General features: G+C 34.5%; 14 protein-coding genes and 1 pseudogene. 12 read left to right on the forward strand and 3 right to left on the reverse strand.

All coding sequences use genetic code 11. The annotated features are described in order from the left end of the window. Positions 1–251 precede the first annotated feature (251 nt). Positions 252–1,760 (forward strand): FAD-dependent tricarballylate dehydrogenase TcuA, encoded by a 1,509-nt coding sequence (gene tcuA / locus HWV59_RS08135; protein ID WP_175638564.1) that lies wholly within the window; start codon positions 252–254, stop codon positions 1,758–1,760. Between the two features lie 229 nt (positions 1,761–1,989). Here tcuA and HWV59_RS08140 read toward each other — a convergent pair whose 3' ends face one another. After that, positions 1,990–2,853, reverse strand: a complete 864-nt coding sequence (locus tag HWV59_RS08140; protein ID WP_175638565.1) for a LysR family transcriptional regulator — start codon at positions 2,851–2,853, stop codon at positions 1,990–1,992. Positions 2,854–2,983: 130 nt separating this feature from the next. Between HWV59_RS08140 and HWV59_RS08145 the strand changes: the two are divergent. Beyond that, positions 2,984–4,134: pseudogene (locus HWV59_RS08145) on the forward strand (AbrB family transcriptional regulator). A gap of 85 nt (positions 4,135–4,219) precedes the next feature. Continuing rightward, the gene (yyaC, locus tag HWV59_RS08150) at positions 4,220–4,810 is read left to right on the forward strand and encodes a spore protease YyaC (protein ID WP_235991692.1); all 591 of its coding nucleotides are present in this window, start codon (positions 4,220–4,222) and stop codon (positions 4,808–4,810) included. A gap of 112 nt (positions 4,811–4,922) precedes the next feature. Here the strand turns inward: yyaC and HWV59_RS08155 are convergent, their stop codons facing one another. Together HWV59_RS08155 and HWV59_RS08160 are read right to left on the reverse strand one after the other, a co-directional pair. Beyond that, a complete protein-coding gene (locus HWV59_RS08155; RefSeq protein ID WP_175640013.1) occupies positions 4,923–6,233 on the reverse strand; it encodes a CitMHS family transporter in 1,311 nt (436 codons plus the stop codon). A 427-nt stretch (positions 6,234–6,660) separates the two neighbouring features. Then, positions 6,661–7,524, reverse strand: a complete 864-nt coding sequence (locus HWV59_RS08160) for a LysR family transcriptional regulator (protein ID WP_102230136.1) — start codon at positions 7,522–7,524, stop codon at positions 6,661–6,663. A 148-nt stretch (positions 7,525–7,672) separates the two neighbouring features. Between HWV59_RS08160 and HWV59_RS08165 the strand changes: the two genes are divergently transcribed. The 9 genes from HWV59_RS08165 to HWV59_RS08205 all read left to right on the forward strand — a co-directional run bounded on the left by HWV59_RS08165 (position 7,673) and on the right by HWV59_RS08205 (position 19,429). Continuing rightward, positions 7,673–8,800 carry a 2-methylaconitate cis-trans isomerase PrpF family protein gene (locus tag HWV59_RS08165; protein ID WP_175638566.1) on the forward strand — a complete coding sequence of 376 codons (1,128 nt, stop codon included), beginning with the start codon at positions 7,673–7,675 and terminating at the stop codon, positions 8,798–8,800. A 93-nt stretch (positions 8,801–8,893) separates the two neighbouring features. After that, positions 8,894–9,040, forward strand: a complete 147-nt coding sequence (locus HWV59_RS08170) for a hypothetical protein (RefSeq protein ID WP_175638567.1) — start codon at positions 8,894–8,896, stop codon at positions 9,038–9,040. A 302-nt stretch (positions 9,041–9,342) separates the two neighbouring features. After that, entirely contained in the window at positions 9,343–11,085 is a 1,743-nt protein-coding gene (locus HWV59_RS08175) for a sensor histidine kinase (protein WP_175638568.1), read from the forward strand. Beyond that, positions 11,078–12,478 carry a helix-turn-helix domain-containing protein gene (locus HWV59_RS08180; protein ID WP_175638569.1) on the forward strand — a complete coding sequence of 467 codons (1,401 nt, stop codon included), beginning with the start codon at positions 11,078–11,080 and terminating at the stop codon, positions 12,476–12,478. Before HWV59_RS08175 ends, HWV59_RS08180 begins: the two co-directional genes overlap by 8 nt. A 194-nt stretch (positions 12,479–12,672) precedes the next feature. After that, positions 12,673–14,364: an extracellular solute-binding protein gene (locus HWV59_RS08185; RefSeq protein ID WP_102230252.1), complete on the forward strand. Its 1,692-nt coding sequence runs from the start codon at positions 12,673–12,675 to the stop codon at positions 14,362–14,364. 72 nt (positions 14,365–14,436) lie between these two features. Then, the gene (locus HWV59_RS08190; protein ID WP_407941567.1) at positions 14,437–15,327 is read left to right on the forward strand and encodes an ABC transporter permease; all 891 of its coding nucleotides are present in this window, start codon (positions 14,437–14,439) and stop codon (positions 15,325–15,327) included. Between the two features lie 19 nt (positions 15,328–15,346). Then, complete coding sequence (locus HWV59_RS08195; protein ID WP_102230141.1) at positions 15,347–16,237, forward strand: carbohydrate ABC transporter permease; 891 nt, start codon at positions 15,347–15,349, stop codon at positions 16,235–16,237. A gap of 25 nt (positions 16,238–16,262) precedes the next feature. Next, positions 16,263–18,587, forward strand: coding sequence for an alpha-xylosidase (yicI, locus tag HWV59_RS08200; protein WP_175638571.1), 2,325 nt, complete (start codon positions 16,263–16,265; stop codon positions 18,585–18,587). 143 nt (positions 18,588–18,730) lie between these two features. After that, on the forward strand, positions 18,731–19,429 hold the full coding sequence (locus tag HWV59_RS08205; protein ID WP_175638572.1) for a YesL family protein: 699 nt from the start codon (positions 18,731–18,733) through the stop codon (positions 19,427–19,429). Positions 19,430–19,613 lie beyond the last annotated feature (184 nt).

Genomic DNA, 19,613 nt, shown 5'->3' on the forward strand with positions numbered 1-19,613 from the left:
ACAGTTAATAGAGCCTATATTTCTAATAGATGACCTCAGTCCCACAGGGGTCATCTTATTTAAATTCCGATAATCATGGTGATTATTGTATGCCTCTATTCTCTTAAAGATTGGTTAATACTTTCTACAATATATTCAGCTATAATCATTGTTTATGGAATATTATAAAGTAACGATATTTTATTAATTTCTGATATTGACATATATTAGTTTTATAGAAGTTATTAAGTCAATTACTTAGGAGGGGTAACATGGAGAGAATACAGAATTATGATGTGGTTGTAGTAGGAGCTGGAAATGCAGCTTTGTGTGCAGCAATCGCAGCGAAGGAAAATGGTTCACAAGTTCTTGTTTTAGAACGAGGTCCTGTAGAAAAGCGTGGGGGTAATTCTTTTTTTACAGACGGAGCCATTCGCGTTGCCTATAATAATTTAGAAGATATTAGAAAGATCATTCCTGAACTTACTGATAAAGATGCTGAAAAGATTGTAATGCCAGAATATACTCAAGTTGATTTTCATAATGACTTAATGAGAGTGACAGAAGGTAAAAGTGAATCAGATCTAGCAAACCAGCTTATTTCTAAATCTTTTGAAACGATTTTATGGATGCGCAAACATGGAATTAAATTTGAATTAAACTATGAAAATCAATCCTTTGAAAAAGAAGGGAAGCGTCATTTTTGGGGTGGACTTCCAATAAAAACGGAAAATAAAGGTGTAGGTTTAATAAAAAGTCTATTTAACAGAGCTAAAGAAATAGGCATCGACATTTGGTATAATTCACGGGCTACTGAGTTAGTCACAGTTAATGATAAGATTACTGCTATTAAAGTAGAACAAAGTGAAAACTTGATTATTATTCAAGCAACAAGTGTCATTCTAGCTTGCGGCAGCTTTGAAGCAAACAGAGAAATGCGGAGTCAATATCTTGGCGAAGAATGGGAAGCTGCCATTGTTAGAGGAACAGAATTTAATACTGGAGACGGAATTACAATGGCGCTAGCAATCGGTGCTCAAAAATATGGTGAGTTTGGCTGGACTGGCTGTCACTCGATCGGTACAGATTATCATGCTCCTAAAGTGGGTGACTTTAACAAGCCGGGTGATATTTATAAAAAGTCCTCATTCCCTCTTGGTCTATTAATTAATAAAGAAGGAAACCGATTTGTTGATGAGGGGGCTGATTTCCGTAACTACACATATGCCAAGTATGGTCGTGAAGTTTTAAAACAGCCAGGCCAAATAGCTTTTCAACTTTTTGATTCTCAAGTGCGTCCAATGCTGCGCAAGGAATACAATCTGGAAGAAGCTACTTACTATCAAGCAGATAGACTAGAAGAATTGGCAGAATTGATGTCTGTAGATAAAGTTCAATTTTTAAAAACAATAGAAGAATATAATTCGGCTGTACAAGAAGGTGAATATAATCCAACTATTAAAGACGGAAAAGGAACAGTTGGAATCCCTTTACCAAAGACAAATTGGGCATTACGAATAGAGGAAGCTCCTTTTTATGCATATCCAGTTACTTGCGGAATTACTTTTGCCTTTGGAGGGTTACATGTTAGTACAGTAGGTGAAGTATTAAACAAAGAGGAGAGACCTATAGCTGGTCTTTATGCAGCAGGTGAAATGGTAGGCGGAATCTTTTATAAAAATTACCCTGGTGGATCAGGTTTAATGTCAGGAGCTGTTTTTGGGAAATTAGCAGGAACAAATGCTGCTCAATACTCGAAAGAAAAGGTAGAGATTTCATAAGGTGAGACCTCTATCAGTGGATGTTTTCTGCAATTCCCACTGATGGTCAGTGAAAATAATCACGCATAAATATTCACGTCCTGTGGCGTGCCTGACTTGAACATCCTGTCCTTGTTCGCATCTTTACGGGCAGTTATCCCCCACTTATCTTCTTTATTTTGCTTAATTCTTGAAGTGGGAATCTTACTGCCCGGTAAGAGCGGAATAAATAAGTGCTTGTTAGTTCAGACTATTCTTTATATTCTTTTTCCACAAAGTCTACAAATGCTTTTACAATGTTTAAATTTAATGAATCCTTGTGATAAATCATCCAAGTTTTACGAACGATAGGTTTTCCATCAATTGATGTAAGAGTGGTTATATATAAATCATTTACATCTTTTACTATTAAACTAGGTAAGATAGCATAACCTAAACCATTCATAACCATTTTTTTGCATGTATCAACTTTATCAACTTCAATGCTAATTAGCGGTGGTTGGTTGAAATGTTCAGACCACCATTTATCGATGGAATTTTTTAGTGATGAATCAGTATGATAATCAATTCTTGGCAGGTTAGGAAGATTATGTATGTCTATTTTTTCCTTTGATGCAATACAAATGGTTTCTTCAAAAAGTAAGTGCTCTTGATCTTTCCAATTATAGTCTCCTTTTATAATTCCGATATGGACGTCTTGATTGTAAATTAAATGAGCAATATGGCTGCTAAAGTTTGTTGTTACTTTAAACTCAATATCCGGATATTGATCTTTAAAGCGCTTTAAAAGATCTGGAAGCATATAATCCGTAAAAAAGTTAGAAACCCCCAATCTTAAAGTACCGACCATCTGATCCTCCATGTTGAGGACATTTTCCTTTATTTTTTGTATGGCTAAGAGCATTTCATGTGCACTTTTTGCCAAATATTCTCCTTGTGGAGTAAATTGAACCCCGCGTCTCCCGCGATTAACAATTTGTACGCCAAATTCCTTTTCTAATTGCTGTAAACGGTTTGTCAAAGCTGGTTGAGAAATATACAAAAGTTGAGCAGCCTTTGTCATGTTTTTTTCTTTATAAAGAGTTTGTAAAACCATCCAATCACGTTCATCCAAAAGAATAACCTCCCTTTTTAGCCATAAGGATTATTTATATATATTAATAAAAAACCGATATTTTATTTATTTCTCAAATTATACTATATTTTATTTAACAAGCAAAACTACAGGTTGCATACTTAAGTAAATGAGAGAAAGAAGGATTACAATGAAAAATTTTTTTCATTATATTTGGTTTATAACATTTAGTGGTATTGGTGGTTTTTTTCTCTCTTTAACAGGTCTTCCAATTGGGTGGATGATCGGGACACTTCTAACAGCGACCTTTCTTTCAATTTTTAGGCCGAAATTTTTGTCAGTAGCTCTTCTTCATCAAAATGGAATTCCAAAATATTGGTTATATCTAGGACAGTGTTTATTGGGAATCGAATTAGGACAAAAGGTAAATAGTTCTGTATTCTACATTTTTTTTGAAAATTGGCCAACTATTACAATCATGCTTCTATTGTCGATCTTCTTTTCTTTACTTTCAGGTATTGTGTTATGGAAGTATAGTAAGTTGGATATGTTAAGTAGTTTTTTCGCTACTGCACCAGGTGGTTTGTCTTCAATTCCTGGTATTGCAGAAGAGGTTGGGGCGAATACTGGTGTTGTTAGTATTATTCAGGCTATGCGTGTTTTTTAGTCATCCTAACAATCCCCGTTATTATTTCATTCTTTTTTGGACATTCTGGGCTGGATGTAAATAAATCTATAATTGTTACAGAACCAATTACATTTGAGATAAATCAACTGACTATGACGTTTGTTTATGTACTCATCGCATGGATTGGATATAAAATAGTAAAATTTATGAAGATTCCTGCCCCTTGGCTGATTGGAAGCATGATTAGTGTTGCAACTTTCAAATCTTTTGGTTCTATGTTTATTGGGTATGATCTGATGGCGTGGTGGCCGCATACTTTCATCATACTATCGCAAATTTTTATTGGTGCAAGCATCGGCTCCCGCTTTCATAAAAATATGTTTATAGGGATATATAAAACTTTGTTCGTTTCTTTTTTGAGTACAATAGGTTTAATTCTTTTTATGTTTATATGTGCATACTTTGTTTCGACTATTACAGATATATCATTTATTACTGCAGGTTTAGCATTTGCACCGGGTGGTATTGCTGAGATGACTACTACAGCTTTAGTTCTACATGGGGATGCTACATTTGTTGTCGCTGTGCAGGTACTTAGGGTTGTCACTGTTTGCATCACTCTCCCGCCATTTTTTAGATTTTTAAAATATGTAAAAGTCAAAAAGAAAACTCAGTCACATGTATCGGCATAAATTTATTGTTATATCCATTGGTTTAAAGCTATAATTATTAAAATTGACAATTTTTAGCGGGAATTTAATCTTAAGGGTGATAATCGTGGGTTTTTTTCATTTCGAAAAAGAAAATAAGAGTCAAGAAGGTTATTCATATCATTTGAAATCTAATAGAGAGACAGAAGAAATAGATATAGAAATATTAACGCTAAAAATAAAAGAAGTGATTGAGAATACATTACGAGAAGGTAATGATATTGTCTTTTTATGTATCGGATCTGATCGATATGTTGGTGATTCCTTGGGTCCTTTAGTAGGTACAATGCTAAAAGAAAACGGAGTTCCTTTACGTGTCTATGGAACATTAGAAGAACCTGTACATGCGTTTAACTTAAAAGGAATTGTGAAAGAGATCAATAAACGGTTTAAAAAGCCGCTTATCATTAGTATAGATGCGTCAATTGGTGCTAAAAATCAAGTGGGTGATGTAATCTTCAGAGAGGGGCCTCTAACTCCTGGGAAAGCACTTGAAAAAATGCTCCCAGAAGTGGGGGATTGCCACTTTGTGGGGATTGTAAATTATATTGATCCATTACCAACTTCTCAATTTTTAAATGATACGCGATTGTACACAGTCATGAATCTAGCGAAAAAGATTGTGAAAGTAATTACAAAGGTATACGATAATAATTAGCGAAACTATTTGTGATAAAGTTTTTATTTAATAAATTGATAAAAAATTAAGCCGTCCATCATTCAGGTTATTAACTGAATTTGGGCGGCTTCGTTTTATTTTAGATAAATTTTTAATTAATAGCACTTGTAACGAAAGCAACAGCTATAATGACTAATGAACAAAGAACAGTCCATTTAAATGCATAGCGTTGGAATTCGCCAATATCCTTTTTGACCATTCCTACTAGTAAAAGAGTTGATGCAACAAGCGGACTTAGGAAATGGACAGGTTGACCTAATACGGATGCTCTGGCGATTTCTAATGGACTTACCCCATAAGCTGCTCCTGCTTCAGCTAGAATTGGCAAAACTCCAAAGTAATAAGCATCGTTTGATAAAACGAAAGTAAATGGCATACTTGTTAGTGCAACGACAAGAGGGAAAAATGAGCCTACAGATTCGGGAATAATTGATACTAATGCATTTGAAATGGCATCGACCATTTTTGTTCCCGAAAAAATTCCGGAGAAGATACCAGCTGCAAATACTAATATAACAACAGTTAAAGCATTTCCGGCGTGTGATAGTATTCGTTCTTTTTGCTCTTCTAAAGTTGGATAGTTAATCATGGCAGCGATTACAAATCCAATTAGAAATAGAATAGGAGCTGAAATTAACCCCATTACCAATACGGTCATAATTGCTAAAACTAAAATGAAGTTTACCCATCTCAATTTTGGTCGTTTCATCGTATCTTGAACTGAAAAAGCTGCTGCAGCTTCACTTAATTGTAAAGATTGTTGTGGTATTTCTTCTACATTAATAATACCAATTCTCGCCCGTTCTTTTCTTCCAAGAACAAAGGCGATGAAAAGTATACATCCCATCCCGGATAACATTGTCGGCAAAAGTGGCAGGAAAAATTCATTAGCATCAAGACCTAAAGAGGCAATTGCCCTTGTAGCCGGTCCGCCCCAAGGAGTCATACCACTCATTATACTGACAGAAAGCAAAGAAATTGTTGCGAGAACAAGTGTGTTCATACCAATTCGAAGATAAAGAGCTAACATTGCAGAAATAGTAATCATATGGGTAGTTGTTCCATCGCCATCAAGTGCGACAGTCATCGCAATTATTGCAGTACCAATTGCTATTTTTACCGGATCTCCTTTGACGAATTTCATCATAGTATTGATCAGTGGATCAAATAAGCCTGCGTCTATTAAAATTCCGAAAAACAATATAGCAAACAGTAGTAATGCAGCTGAAGGAGCAACTTCTTTTAAACCATCAAGCATCATATCTCCAAGCTCTAGTCCAAATCCACCAATTACTGCAAAAATGATAGGTACAATGACTAAAGCAGTAACAGGTGATAGTTTTTTCGCCATGATCAAATAAGTAAAAACGACAACCATTGAAATTCCTAAAAAAGTAAGAATTATAATCCCCTCCCGAAAAGAAATCGCTTACAATTAGTTCGAAACCGTTAATTCATTAACTTCTCTTTACATTAGCAAAGAGAAATAATATTTCGTGTTTTTAGAATATTACACTAAGATAAATAAGTAAAATATATAATTTTTATCATTTTTATAAAAAAAAACTTATAATCTAGAAAATTAGATATCTATCGCCAAGCAAGATTATTGTATTTTGGGAATTTATCTTAATGATGAAAAATTGAAGATTATTATCCCATTTCCTAAGGTGAAGTTTAACTTCCACTTTAAGATTCGAGTGAAACAAAAGTGGAAGTTAAATGCGGTGAAGATCTGACTAAGATCAGGAGTAAAGTTTTTATGTGATAAGTTTCTCTAACCATCAGTGAGGATAAGGAAAAATCCCAATGATAGATGGTTCATTTAACTAAATAGCTGGGTCTTTTAATAAAAAATCAATGAAATTTTTAACTGTGGAAAGCTTTAATGCATCTTGATTATACATTAACCATGTAGATCGAAATACAGGTTCATCATTTTTATAGGATAATTCGTGGATCTGCAAGTTATCTGAAGGCTGAAGACAAATATTCGGTACGATAGCAATACCTAAGTCATTTTTAACCATTTCTTTGCATGTTTCTAGTCGGTCTGTTTCCATCATTATGAATGGAGGTTCCGAAAATCTATCATGCCACCATCCATTAATTAGGGCTTTTAGTGAACTATCTGTTTTATAATTAATGAGTGGAAGCTTTGGTAAGTTTTCCAGATCGATCTCTTTTTTAGAAATCAAACAAAGTTTTTCTTTATGTAACAGTGCTTTTTTTCCATACCATTCGTAATTTCCGCGTAATATTCCTAATTGTACAGTAGCAGAATTAAGAGAGTTTAAAATATCAGTGCTCCAACCTGTCGTAATATTAAATTGAACATTTGGAAATTCTGTTGAAAACTTCTTTAATATTTTCGGGAGCCGATATTGAGCAAAGTTACTTGAAACTCCTAACCTTAATGTTCCTCTTACTTCACTTTGCATATCTATCATAAAGTCCTTCGTTTTTTGCAATTTTTTAATCATTTCCTCGGAATACTCAACTAAATGTAAGCCTTCTGAAGTAAACTCAATGCCTCCTTTTATTTTAAAAAATAACCTTGTGCCAAACTCCTTTTCTAAGTTTTTAAGTCTATATGTTAATGCTGGTTGCGAAATATATAAACGTTCTGATGCTCGGCTAATATTTTTCTCTTGATATAGTACGAGGATAGCATTCCAATCCTTTTCATCCATATGACTCATCTCCTATCAATTGATTATAAGTTTTTTTTTGCGTTTTTTAAATAAAATATCTATTTTACTTATGATATAACATATCATACTATATTTTTAAAAGCACCGGTACTTTTTAAAAAGTGAATAAGAAAAGGTGGTTATTTAGATGAGAGTGCCTGTTGTTGTTATGCGTGGAGGAACAAGTAAAGGCGTATTTCTTAATTATGATCATATGCCGGCAGATCGTTTGCTTTGGGATGAGTTTATATTGGATATAATGGGAAGTCCGGATCGCAGACAGATTGACGGTCTTGGTGGGGCAAATTCATTAACAAGTAAAGTAGCTATTATTAAAAAGTCGAATCTGAAAGAGATCGATGTAGAATATACCTTTGCTCAAGTGAGTGTTGAAAATCAATTAGTTGATTTTAAAGGAAACTGCGGAAATATTTCTTCTGCAGTAGGTCCCTATGCTATTGAACAAGGTCTAGTCCCCGCAATTGAACCTATTACAACTGTAAGGATATTTAATACAAATACTCAAAAGGTGATTATTGCTGAAGTAGAGGTTGAAAACGGTCAAGTAAAAACCGATGGAATGTGTTCAATCCCTGGAGTTCCAGGAACAGGCTCCCCGATCTATCTTTCATTCACGAACGCAGAAGGTGCGGTAACTGGCAAATTGTTTCCAACCGGGAACGCTATAGATGTTATACGGACACCTTTCGGACCAGTAAACATATCTATTATCGATGTGGCGAACCCATTAGTGTTTGTTCATGCCAGTGATGTTGGTCTTACGGGAAATGAATTACCTGATCAACTAACAGAAGAAAAGTTAATAGAATTAGAAATTATTAGATCTATTGCAGCCGAGATGTGTCAATTTTCAAAAAAAGAAGAAGCAACAAAAAAATCACCTGCTGTCCCGAAAATGACGATAATAGCTCAGCCAATGGATTATATTGATGTAACAGGGGTCGAAAGAAAAGCTGCAGATATGGACTGTACAATAAGAATGATGTCAATGCAAAAACCACATCAAGCACTAGCAATAACAGGTGCCATTTGTACAACTGCAGGAGCTTTTTTGAAAGGTACAATCTTATCAGAGATTGTAAATGTGAATCAACAAGTTGTTAGATTAGGTCATCCTGCTGGGATCATGGAAACCAAGGTAGATTTTATTGCTGGAAACATTGGTGCAATCAAGGTTGTTCGTACAGCGCGTATGATATTGGAAGGGTATGTATATACAAAGAAAAATTACGAATTTACCTCAAAGTTGGCGTAAATTCTGCCAATTAATAATAGAAACGAAAAGAATTGAAATGGAAATGATTTTCGGATTAGAGAAATATTAAGGATATAGCTGGAGGTACTATTCATGTGGGTAATTACGGTCTTTTTAAATGAAAGTATGAAAATGTACGAATATGAGTCAGAAAAAGAAGCGAGACAAGCTATTAGAAATTTAAAAGGCAACAAGTTTCTGTCTGAAATTGTTTATGATCTTGACTGTTGTTATGTTTAATCTTAAGGATTATTATGGGGAAAACGCGTATGAGAAGTTGTTGAAAATGGATTGGAAATAAGAAAAATACTTTTAAAAGGGGTTCGGAATGTAAAACATTCCGAACCCCTTTTGTCGACAATATGAGCAGCACCGTACCTATAAATGTGCTTTCTTTACTTTAAATATAAATAGAAAGGAGAATCATGTAGTCATATTCATTACATATAAAAGTTAATAATTGTTACCGTTTTCAAAAGAGAATACCCATGATATGATATTACATAAAATATTAATAGAGAAAGATCAAGGGTGTTGGCAAAATGAAAAGAAACCATAAAATATTTTCCTTTATAAAAAAGCTAACATTAAAAAAAAGAATAGTCATTATTTTTGCAATGGGGACTCTAATTCCCTTTATTTGTACTGCCTTTATCTCATATAATGCCATGACATCAATTCTAAATAGTAAAGTAGAAGCAGGAGTTAAAAATAATCTAAAAAGTGTTACGCAATCCCTTGAAAATACAATTAGTAATATAAATCATGTATCCCAGCAGCTTGCTATTCCGGGCAGTGTGGGGGTGAAATTAGATTCATATTTCTATTCTGAAGAACCTTACCAGCGTGCAAAGCTCTATCAAGATATAAAAACAGAGATAAACGAGATTACCTTTACTAATCCAGGCATTGGGTTAACCATGTATTATTTAGCTGATGAAAACAAGTATCTCTTTAACACCTATGGAGTTAAAGGTGATTTTTCTGTAAAGGAATTACCAATGCTTATTGACAACTATAAGATTACAAATTATGGTCCGCATATTAGCAATCAACCTTATAACGATAAATATGTTCTATCAGTTTGGAGAAAGGTCGATTTGTCATCTGAAAATGAAGTTTATGTGTATATCGAATCTAGTTTGGACCTTACAAAGAATATCTTACAAGGTAATCATACCGATCAACAGAGTTATCTGATTTTAGATAATAAAGGGAAAATTTCTTATAGTGAGATGAATTCGCTTTTTATAGAAAAAACATATTTCAATGAAGGAGATCTTAATAGTGATTCAGGTTTATTATCAGATTACTACTGGTTTAAAGAAACGAGTGATCAAGGTTGGAGTGTTGTCTCATTAATACCCATTTCAGAATATAATAAAGAGAAGAATCAATGGATTGTCCAAATGATTTATTTATCCATTTTCTTTGGTATAGTTAGTCTTACCATTGCCTGGCTACTTTGGAAGATGGTATATAGACCATTACAAAAATTTGATAAGGAGATAGGTGGGATGTTAAAAAGTGATTTTAAATATAACACCTCCTGGACCTTTATCCCTGAATTTGATCATTTATTAAGACAGTTTCATAAAATGAAAAATCAAATATCAGAGTTATTTAAAGTAGTGGAACAGAAAGAAAAACGAAGAGCTGATTTAGAAGTTGAGAAGTTATTGTATCAAATCAACCCTCACTTTTTAATGAATACGCTAGATACTGCTAACTGGCTAGCTGTAATGAATAATCAGAAGGATATTAGTCAGCTAGTTTCTTCACTTAATAGGTTGCTATATTATAATTTAGGAAAGGCTGGTCAATCGTCTACGATATTTGAAGAGTTAGATACGTTAAAAGAATACTTAGAAATCCAAAAGTTCAGGTATGATTTTGAATTTGATGTTAGAGTTCAAACGGAGGATTCCTACTTACATATGCCTGTTCCACGATTTATTCTACAACCACTAGTTGAAAATGCTATTTACCATGGACTTAGTGATGATGGATATATTTATATAGAAGTAACTAGAATAGAGGACAGAATACGAATAGGGGTTCATGATAATGGAGATGGAATCAAGGAAACAGACATTCACAGAATATTAAATCAAAACCAAATTAAACAACAGAAAGCAGGGATGGGTATTGGAATAAACTATGTAAAAAGAATGTTGGAAAGCTATTATGAAGGGGAAGCAGAGCTTGAGATTAACAGTATAGTAGGTGAGGGAACCAGTATAGTATTGACTCTGCCAGTTTTGGAGATGAAAATGGATGATTAAAGTGCTTATAGTTGATGACGATAAGATGGTCAGAAAAGGACTGATTACGACTATTCCCTGGGAAAAATATGGCATGATCATCATAGGTGAAGCGAAAAATGGTGAGAAGGCTTTGGATTTTATTGAGTCTAATGAAGTCGATTTACTAATAACTGATTTGGCAATGCCTGTTATGTCAGGCTTAGAATTAATGAGGGTTGTTGGTGAAAAGCACCCCTATATATCAATGGTAGTGTTAACAATGCACCAGGATTTTGAGTATATTCAAGATGCTTTAAGGTTAGGAGCTATTGATTATATTGCAAAAATAGAGATGAGTAGTTTTGATGAAGCTTTAGAGAGGGTTGGAAATAAATTAGCCAATGGGAAAGGGAAACGAATAGTACAAGATTCCCCTGAAGATTCAACCGTAGATTTTACCTTTGAGAGCTGTTTAGTCCTTATGACAACAGATGAAAAGATAGTTTGGAACGAAGATGAAATGAGTCTATTTGGTATAAAATTACCAAGTAAACCTGATTTACTAAGTAAAAGTTTTTTAGTTTGGCAAACAAAAAAAGAGAGTGAAGAAAAACAATTATTAAATCTCCTAATGAAAATAAATGTTCTTCAACATTATATGGTGTTAAAAGTAAGGGAGATTAAGAAAACAAGTAAACGTGAATTGGAAGAACTGTTGATTCAATATAATGAAAAACATTATTTTTATGATTTCCATCCTCACAATAAAATCTTAACTACCTCCATTGGATTACTCACTAATAATTCAGATGCTAACGAGAAGAACATAAATAAAGTAAAAGAAAGAATGGTTTCTTTTAATTCTATACAAAAGCTAGATGAATTTAATAATGTATTACAAGAATTGAAAAACTTACATTTACCTACAACGAAGTTAATCAATTTACTTTATTTTTTTGCTAATGAGTGGATAAAAATATGTAGTCCTATTCGTTCTAAAATCGAATTACCAGAAGGAATTCATTTCTGGTATGAAGTAGAAGAGTGGTTTCATACTGCAAGAAATATTATATGTGATTCAATGAGAAGCTCTCATTTCTCTACCGGAGTACAGGAAAGTTTAACAAGAGCAATAAGGATAATACATGAAGAACTGGCTAATCCGGTTCATGCCTCAGATGTTGCTAAAAAAGTTAATATGAGTCGTAGTTATTTTAGCCAATGTTTTAAGGAGTTTGTAGGTATGACCTTTAATGAGTATGTTCGTCATGTTCGAATTGAAAAAGCAAAGGAATATTTGCTGCATACAACAAAAACAATAGCTTGGATTGCAGAAAACACCGGATATACTGATGACAAATATTTTAGCCGAATTTTTCGTAAGGCAACAGGTGTCTTACCTAGTGAGTATAGAAGACAAGCATTAGGGTGAGGATTGTTCTTTGTAAGTGAGATAAATGTTTGATTATGTATATAATGCAGGGATAATCTGGAATACTCAAAGGAATTTCCGGTCATTTATCCCCAAAATAAGAAACCGCTTTCTATCATGGAAGCGGTTACATTTATGCTATATTATATTCGTAAGATCAATCGTAACAACTAAAAGGGGGAAGAAACATGCGCATGCGCTCAGTCAAAAAAGCTTTATTCATTTTGGTCGCACTTTTTCTACTATTCGTTACAGCATGTTCAAATTCATCGGAAGAAACTAGTAACAAGCTAGAAATTGATCCAAATAATCCGCCAGATCCATTTGGTAAATATGAAGAAGAAGTAACAATCAGGATAGGTCAAGAAGTGGATCCAAGTGATAAAACGTTACCAGCAGAAGATACACCATTAGATAATCAATATACCAGAAGTGTAAAGGAAAACCTTAATATTAATGTAGAACACCATTTTACTGCTGCTCCATCCAATTATGATCAGAAGGTTAGTTTGGCGATTGCTAGTAATGATCTGCCAGATGCCATGATTGTAGGACCGGTTGAATTAAGACAAATGTATGAAGCAGGGCAACTTGCAGATTTAACTGAAGTTTATGAACACTATGCATCTCCCGCAATAAAAAGGATTCTTGAGAGTACAGATGGTCTTGCGAAAGATAGTGTTACATTTGATGGGAAAATGATGGCGATTCCGAGTGTACAATTACAAGCTGATGGAGTGCACTTATTATGGATACGTCAAGATTGGCTTGAGAAATTAGGGCTTGAAGCACCTAAGACAGTAGAAGACTTAGAAAAAGTAGCAAAGGCATTTGCTGAACAAGATCCAGATGGAAATGGGAAAAAAGATACAATTGGTCTTTCAGGCCCTGATATTAACAATAAATTATATGCGAATTTCTTAGAATCTACAAATAATCTATATGGTTTTGATGGAATCTTTTCTGCCTATCATTCTTACCCTGGATATTGGTTAGAAGGAGAGGATGGTAAACCGGTATATGGTTCTACTCTTCCAGAGACAAAAGAGGCGTTAGCGAAGTTAAGAGATATGTATGCTAAAGGATTAATAGATCAAGAGATGGGTGTTCGAGAAGACTCCGGAGAATCTGTAATTAATGGTCAGTCTGGAATGTTTTTTGCACCATGGTGGATGCCTTATGGACCGATAACAGATGCTGTTACTAATAACCCTGATGCAAACTGGCAAGCTTATGCTTTACCTCTTGATGCAGAAGGGAAATATACACCTCACATGAGTACGCCGTCAAGTCGCTTTGTTGTTGTTCGAAAGGATTACGAACACCCCGAAGCTGCTATGAAAATGTTAAATAATTTATTAGCTAATGAATCAACGTTTGATCCTAGTAAAGGAGGACCAGGCTTTTATCCTCTAAGACTTGTTTTCGCTCCTTCAGATGAAACAGAATACTCTGTACAAGCAATAAGAGAAGTATTAGCAGGCAAGAAAACTCCTGATGATTATAAAGATAAGCCTGAATATAAGCTGTTAGTTTCAGACTTAGAAAAGATTAAAAATGTTAAATTGGAGCCGTACGATCAGTTAGGTATTCAGCATTGGGATCCAAATGCGGATTTAGGTACGTGGACACGTTCATATGCGTTAATGGTTGGTGGATCACCTCTTGTTGATCAAGAAATAAACGGAATTTATAGCCAAACTTATGCCCAAACAAAAACAATGGAAAGTAGATGGGTAAACCTGAAAAAGATGGAGGATGAAATCTTCCTGAAAATCGTAATGGGTGCCGAATCACTAGATGCTTTTGATAAGTTCGTAGAGGACTGGAAAAAACAAGGTGGAGATCAAATTACGAATGAAGTAGCAGAAGTAATGAAAAAGTAATTCTTAATACAGCGTCGGATTATCTCCGGCGCTTTCTATTAATCTAATCGTTTTGTAAGGAGGGGAATGAAAATGAAAGGCAAAAGCTCTGCAAAGCATTATTATATTATGCTTTTACCGGGATTTATTTGGATCTTCTTATTCAGTATTATTCCAATGTTTGGTATCGCCATTGCATTCCAAAATTATAATCCTGTTCAAGGGGTGTTTGGGTCTGAATGGGTTGGTCTGGAACACTTTAAGTATATGTTTTCTTTAAATGATACAATGAACATTTTTTTTAACACCATATATATTGCTGTTTTGAAGATTATAGGTAACCTGATTGTACCTTTAGTTTTTGCCTTAATGCTAAATGAGTTACGTGTATTGATCGTAAAAAGATGGATACAGACGATTGTATATTTACCGCACTTCCTATCATGGGTCATCCTAGGGGGCATCCTCTTAGATATTTTTGCTTATGTAGGTCCTGTAAATCAACTCTTATCATTTTTTGGTATTGACCCAATACTATTCTTTGGAAGGGCAGATCTATTTCCTTTTCTTGTTGTAGGGAGTGATATATGGAAAGAGTTTGGTTTTAATACAATCATCTATCTTGCAGCGTTAACAGGAATAAATCCAGCACTGTATGAAGCTGCATCAATAGATGGTGCGTCACGTATCAGGAGTTTATGGCATGTTACTTTACCGGGAATTAGAACAACAGTCATTTTGCTGGCTGTACTAAGCTTAGGGAATGTATTGAATGCAGGATTTGACCAAATTTTTAATTTATATAACCCGCTAGTATATTCAACAGGTGACATCATTGATACCTGGGTATATCGTACAGGTTTATTAAATTTACAATATGAGCTAGCCACTGCAGTAGGACTATTAAAGTCAGCAGCAGGATTTATCTTAATCAGTTTATCTTACTTTTTAGCTTATAAAACAACAAACTATCGTATTTTTTAATAGATTGGAGTGATACTACGTGGTCAGAGATAAGACTTTTGGTTCCAGAGCATTGGACATTTTACTCATTATTATTTTAGTTGGAATTTCAATATCCTGTATACTTCCACTTTGGTATACACTAGCTCTCTCGTTTAGCTCAAAAGCCGCTGCAAGTGCAGGTGAAGTAACATTTTGGCCTGTTGGATTTAACATAAGCGCCTATAAACAATTATTAAGCGATACTCAATTTTTTGAGTCGTTTTGGATCTCTATTCAGAGAGTTGTTTTAGGAGCAGGTCTTAATTTTCTTATTGTCCCTCTAATGGCATATCCACTTTCTAAAACAGTAAAAGACTTTAAAATGCGGAATGTGTTAATGTGGCTGCTTATTTTTACAATGTTGTTTAATGGCGGTTTAATACCTCTTTACTTAACGATTAAAGAATATAACCTACTTAATAGCATATGGTCACTTGTTTTAGTAGGTGGGGCTCAAACAATTGTATTTAATATCATCTTGGTTATTAACTTTTTCCGTAATTTACCCAAGGAGCTAGAAGAAGCTGCCCTAGTAGATGGGGCAGGACCTTGGTATATCTTATACAAATTGTATATTCCCTTATCTATTCCGGTTCTAGCAACAATTAGTTTATTTAGTATTGTCTATCATTGGAATGAATTTCTATATGGATTAATTTTTATGACAAGAGAAGAGTTTTATCCATTGCAAACATATATTCAGCAACTAACCGTTGTACTTGATCCTGCGAATATGACTGAGGATCAATATAAACGGATGAGTGAACTATCAAACAGAACATTAAATGCTGCAAAAATATTTATTGCAATGCTGCCGGTGTTAGTTGTTTATCCATTTTTACAGAGATTTTTTATCCATGGGATTACCCTTGGATCAGTAAAAGAATAAACCTATGAATTGGAGATGGATATAAATGAAGTTTAGTAATGGAAATTGGTTAAATAGAGAAGGTATTGAAATATACAGCCCTTATGAAGTGAATGCAATTGAAAGGAATGAAAAATCTTTAACTGTGTATGCACCATACAAGCATATCCAAACAAGAGGAGATACGTTAACAGGTCCTTTAATTACAATGCAGTTTTCTTCACCAATGCCTGATGTGATTAGGGTTCAAATGTACCACTTTAAAGGTGGAAAACAACTTGGACCGGAGTTTAAAATAAATTCTTCTTTACAATCAAATGTTGAAATAGAAGAGAGTGAACAGGAAGCAAGCTTAAAGAGCGGTGATTTAACAGTAAGGATTAATAAACATAATAGATGGTCAGTTGATTTTTTTAATAGTAAAGGAAGATTAACAAGCAGTGGTCCACGGAATATGGGATATGTGAAAGCTAGAAATAATGAAACCTATATGAAAGAACAACTGGGTCTGTCGGTAGGTGAGTCTGTATATGGCTTAGGAGAAAGGTTTACCGCATTCGTAAAGAATGGCCAAAGCGTTGATATATGGAATAAAGATGGAGGAACCAGCACAGAGCAAGCTTATAAAAATATCCCCTTCTACTTAACTAATCGGGGATATGGTGTGTTTGTGAATCATCCGGAAAATGTGTCATTTGAAGTCGGTTCAGAAAAAGTATCCAAAGTTCAGTTCAGCGTTAGTGGAGAATATTTAGAGTATTTTATCATTAATGGTCCTTCTCCTAAGGAGGTTTTGGAAAAATATACGAGTCTAACTGGTAAGCCAGCATTGCCGCCTGCATGGTCATTCGGACTTTGGTTAACAACATCATTTACTACAAATTATGATGAAGAAACAGTTAATCATTTTGTAGATGGGATGAAGGAGAGAGATATCCCATTACACGTTTTTCATTTTGATTGTTTCTGGATGAAAGAGTATGAATGGTGTAATTTTGAATGGGATGAACGGGTATTCCCAGATCCTGAAGGAATGTTGAGACGATTAAAAGAAAAGGGATTAAATATTTGTGTTTGGATTAATCCATACATCGGTCAACGTTCAAAGCTGTTTGATGAGGCAAGTTCAAAGGGATATCTATTACAAAAGGCAGATGGAAGTGTGTGGCAGTGGGATTTATGGCAGCCAGGTATGGGGATCGTTGACTTTACAAATCCTGAAGCATGCAAATGGTATACGTCTTATTTAAAAAAGTTACTCAATATGGGAGTTGATAGCTTTAAGACAGATTTCGGTGAACGAATTCCAACAGATGTCGTTTATTATGATGGATCAGATCCGCTAAAAATGCATAACTATTATAGCTATTTATACAATAAGGTTGTTTTTGAATTACTGGAGGAGACGCGAGGAAAAGGTGAAGCGTCCTTGTTTGCACGATCAGCAACAGCTGGAGGACAACAATTCCCGGTTCATTGGGGTGGTGATTGTGACTCTACCTATGAGGCAATGGCGGAGAGTTTACGTGGTGGCCTTTCATTAGGTATGTCCGGTTTTGGATTCTGGAGCCATGATATAGGAGGATTTGAAAGTACCTCTTCTGCGGATATATATAAACGGTGGATCGCATTCGGATTATTATCTAGCCACAGCCGATTACACGGAAGCAGATCGTATAGGGTACCTTGGTTATATGATGAAGAATCTGTTGATGTACTTCGTTTCTTTACTAAATTAAAATGCCGATTAATGCCTTATTTGTTTTCAGCCTCCTGTGATGCTTCACAAAAAGGATACCCTGTCATGAGAGCGATGCTGCTGGAATTTCCGGATGATCCTGCTGTTGAGAATTTAGATCGTCAATACATGCTTGGAGATTCCATATTGGTTGCCCCAATTTTTACAGAAGACGGCCAAGTTTCTTTTTATCTCCCATCAGGAACATGGACGCATTTCTTAACTGGGGAAACAGTAGATGGAGGCACTTGGAGAAAAGAAGTACATGGATATCAAAGTTTACCTTTATATGTTCGCCCAAATAGTTTAGTAGCAATTGGTCAGGAAGAATATAGACCTGATTATCATTACCAGGATAATGTGGAGATCCATTTATTTGAATTGGAAGAAGGAATAGAGACATCTACAATTATATATGACAAGAATGGAACTGAAAGCTTTAGTGTGGAAGCAAAACGGGAGGACAATACAATCTATATTTCAACGAATGGTACTTCGAATCATTGGAGTATGTTTTTAAGAGGGATTCAAGAGGTACATTCATGTGAAGGTCTATCAATTGAGAAGACGGAAAAAGGTGTTCGTTTACTACCTAATCAAGCGGTTAAGAAACTGAGTGTACGTTTAAAGTAGAAAGTAATTCATAACCACTTTCAACCTAATCAGTAAATGGTTTTCCTAGAGTTAATACACGTTTTGTATAACCATTTACTGATTTTCTAGAGGGAAAATCGTTATTAATCTTAATGGGGTCTACCAGTGAGGAGGATGTAATAATGGAAATAAACGGTTTGATGGGAAGTTTTTATAAAATATCTGTTCTCATTACACGATTCACTTTTACTAATCTAATATGGCTCTTCTTAAATTTCCCTATCGTTTATATTATGTTAAGCCTTATGGTCAATGATATGACACATATGTCATTGCAATTGCTGCCCTTTGCGATTTTACTACCACTATTATTTTTTCCCGCAACATGTGCCATGTTTGCAGTAGTAAGAAGATGGATATTGGGTGAGGGAGATGTACGGATATTTCAAGCATTTTTGAAATACTACAAAGAAAACTACAAACAGAGCGTTAAAGGCGGGTTTATATTTGGTTTTTTATGGCTTAGTTTATTTTTAAATTACTTCGTATTTTTTTATCAACAATCAATGATCTTTACCTACATGTTTATTGGATTGGCAGCTTTCCTTTTCACATGGAACACTTATTTCTTTTCCATGATCGTACACTTTGAAATGAAACTTCTACCGAGTTTAAAAAGTTCATTGTTGGTTACAATAGGAAATCCCATATCTTCAGCAGGAGTTGCTATCATCAATGGAATTCTTATTGTTTTAAGCCTGAAGTTTACATTTATCATTGCCTTCTTTCTGGGTTCACTAAGTGTATACTGTTCCTTTTTCTATTTTTATAAAGTTATAAAGAAGACAATGAGAAAAATTAGTACTGTTAATATGGCTTGAAAAACGCAACGTATTGGCTAAAATTACGTTGCGTTTTTTCTTTTAAGCTAGGAAACCTCATATTGGTATTCTGCAGATAACTGGTTTTGCCTACTAAAATGCTTTAATAGATAAAGATAAAAGCCTTACTTACAAGTTAAGGCTATTAAATTGATATTCACCTATTGACCTGGAACGCGTTTCA

The sequence above is a fragment of the Metabacillus schmidteae genome, from assembly GCF_903166545.1.
Classification (GTDB): domain Bacteria; phylum Bacillota; class Bacilli; order Bacillales; family Bacillaceae; genus Metabacillus; species Metabacillus schmidteae.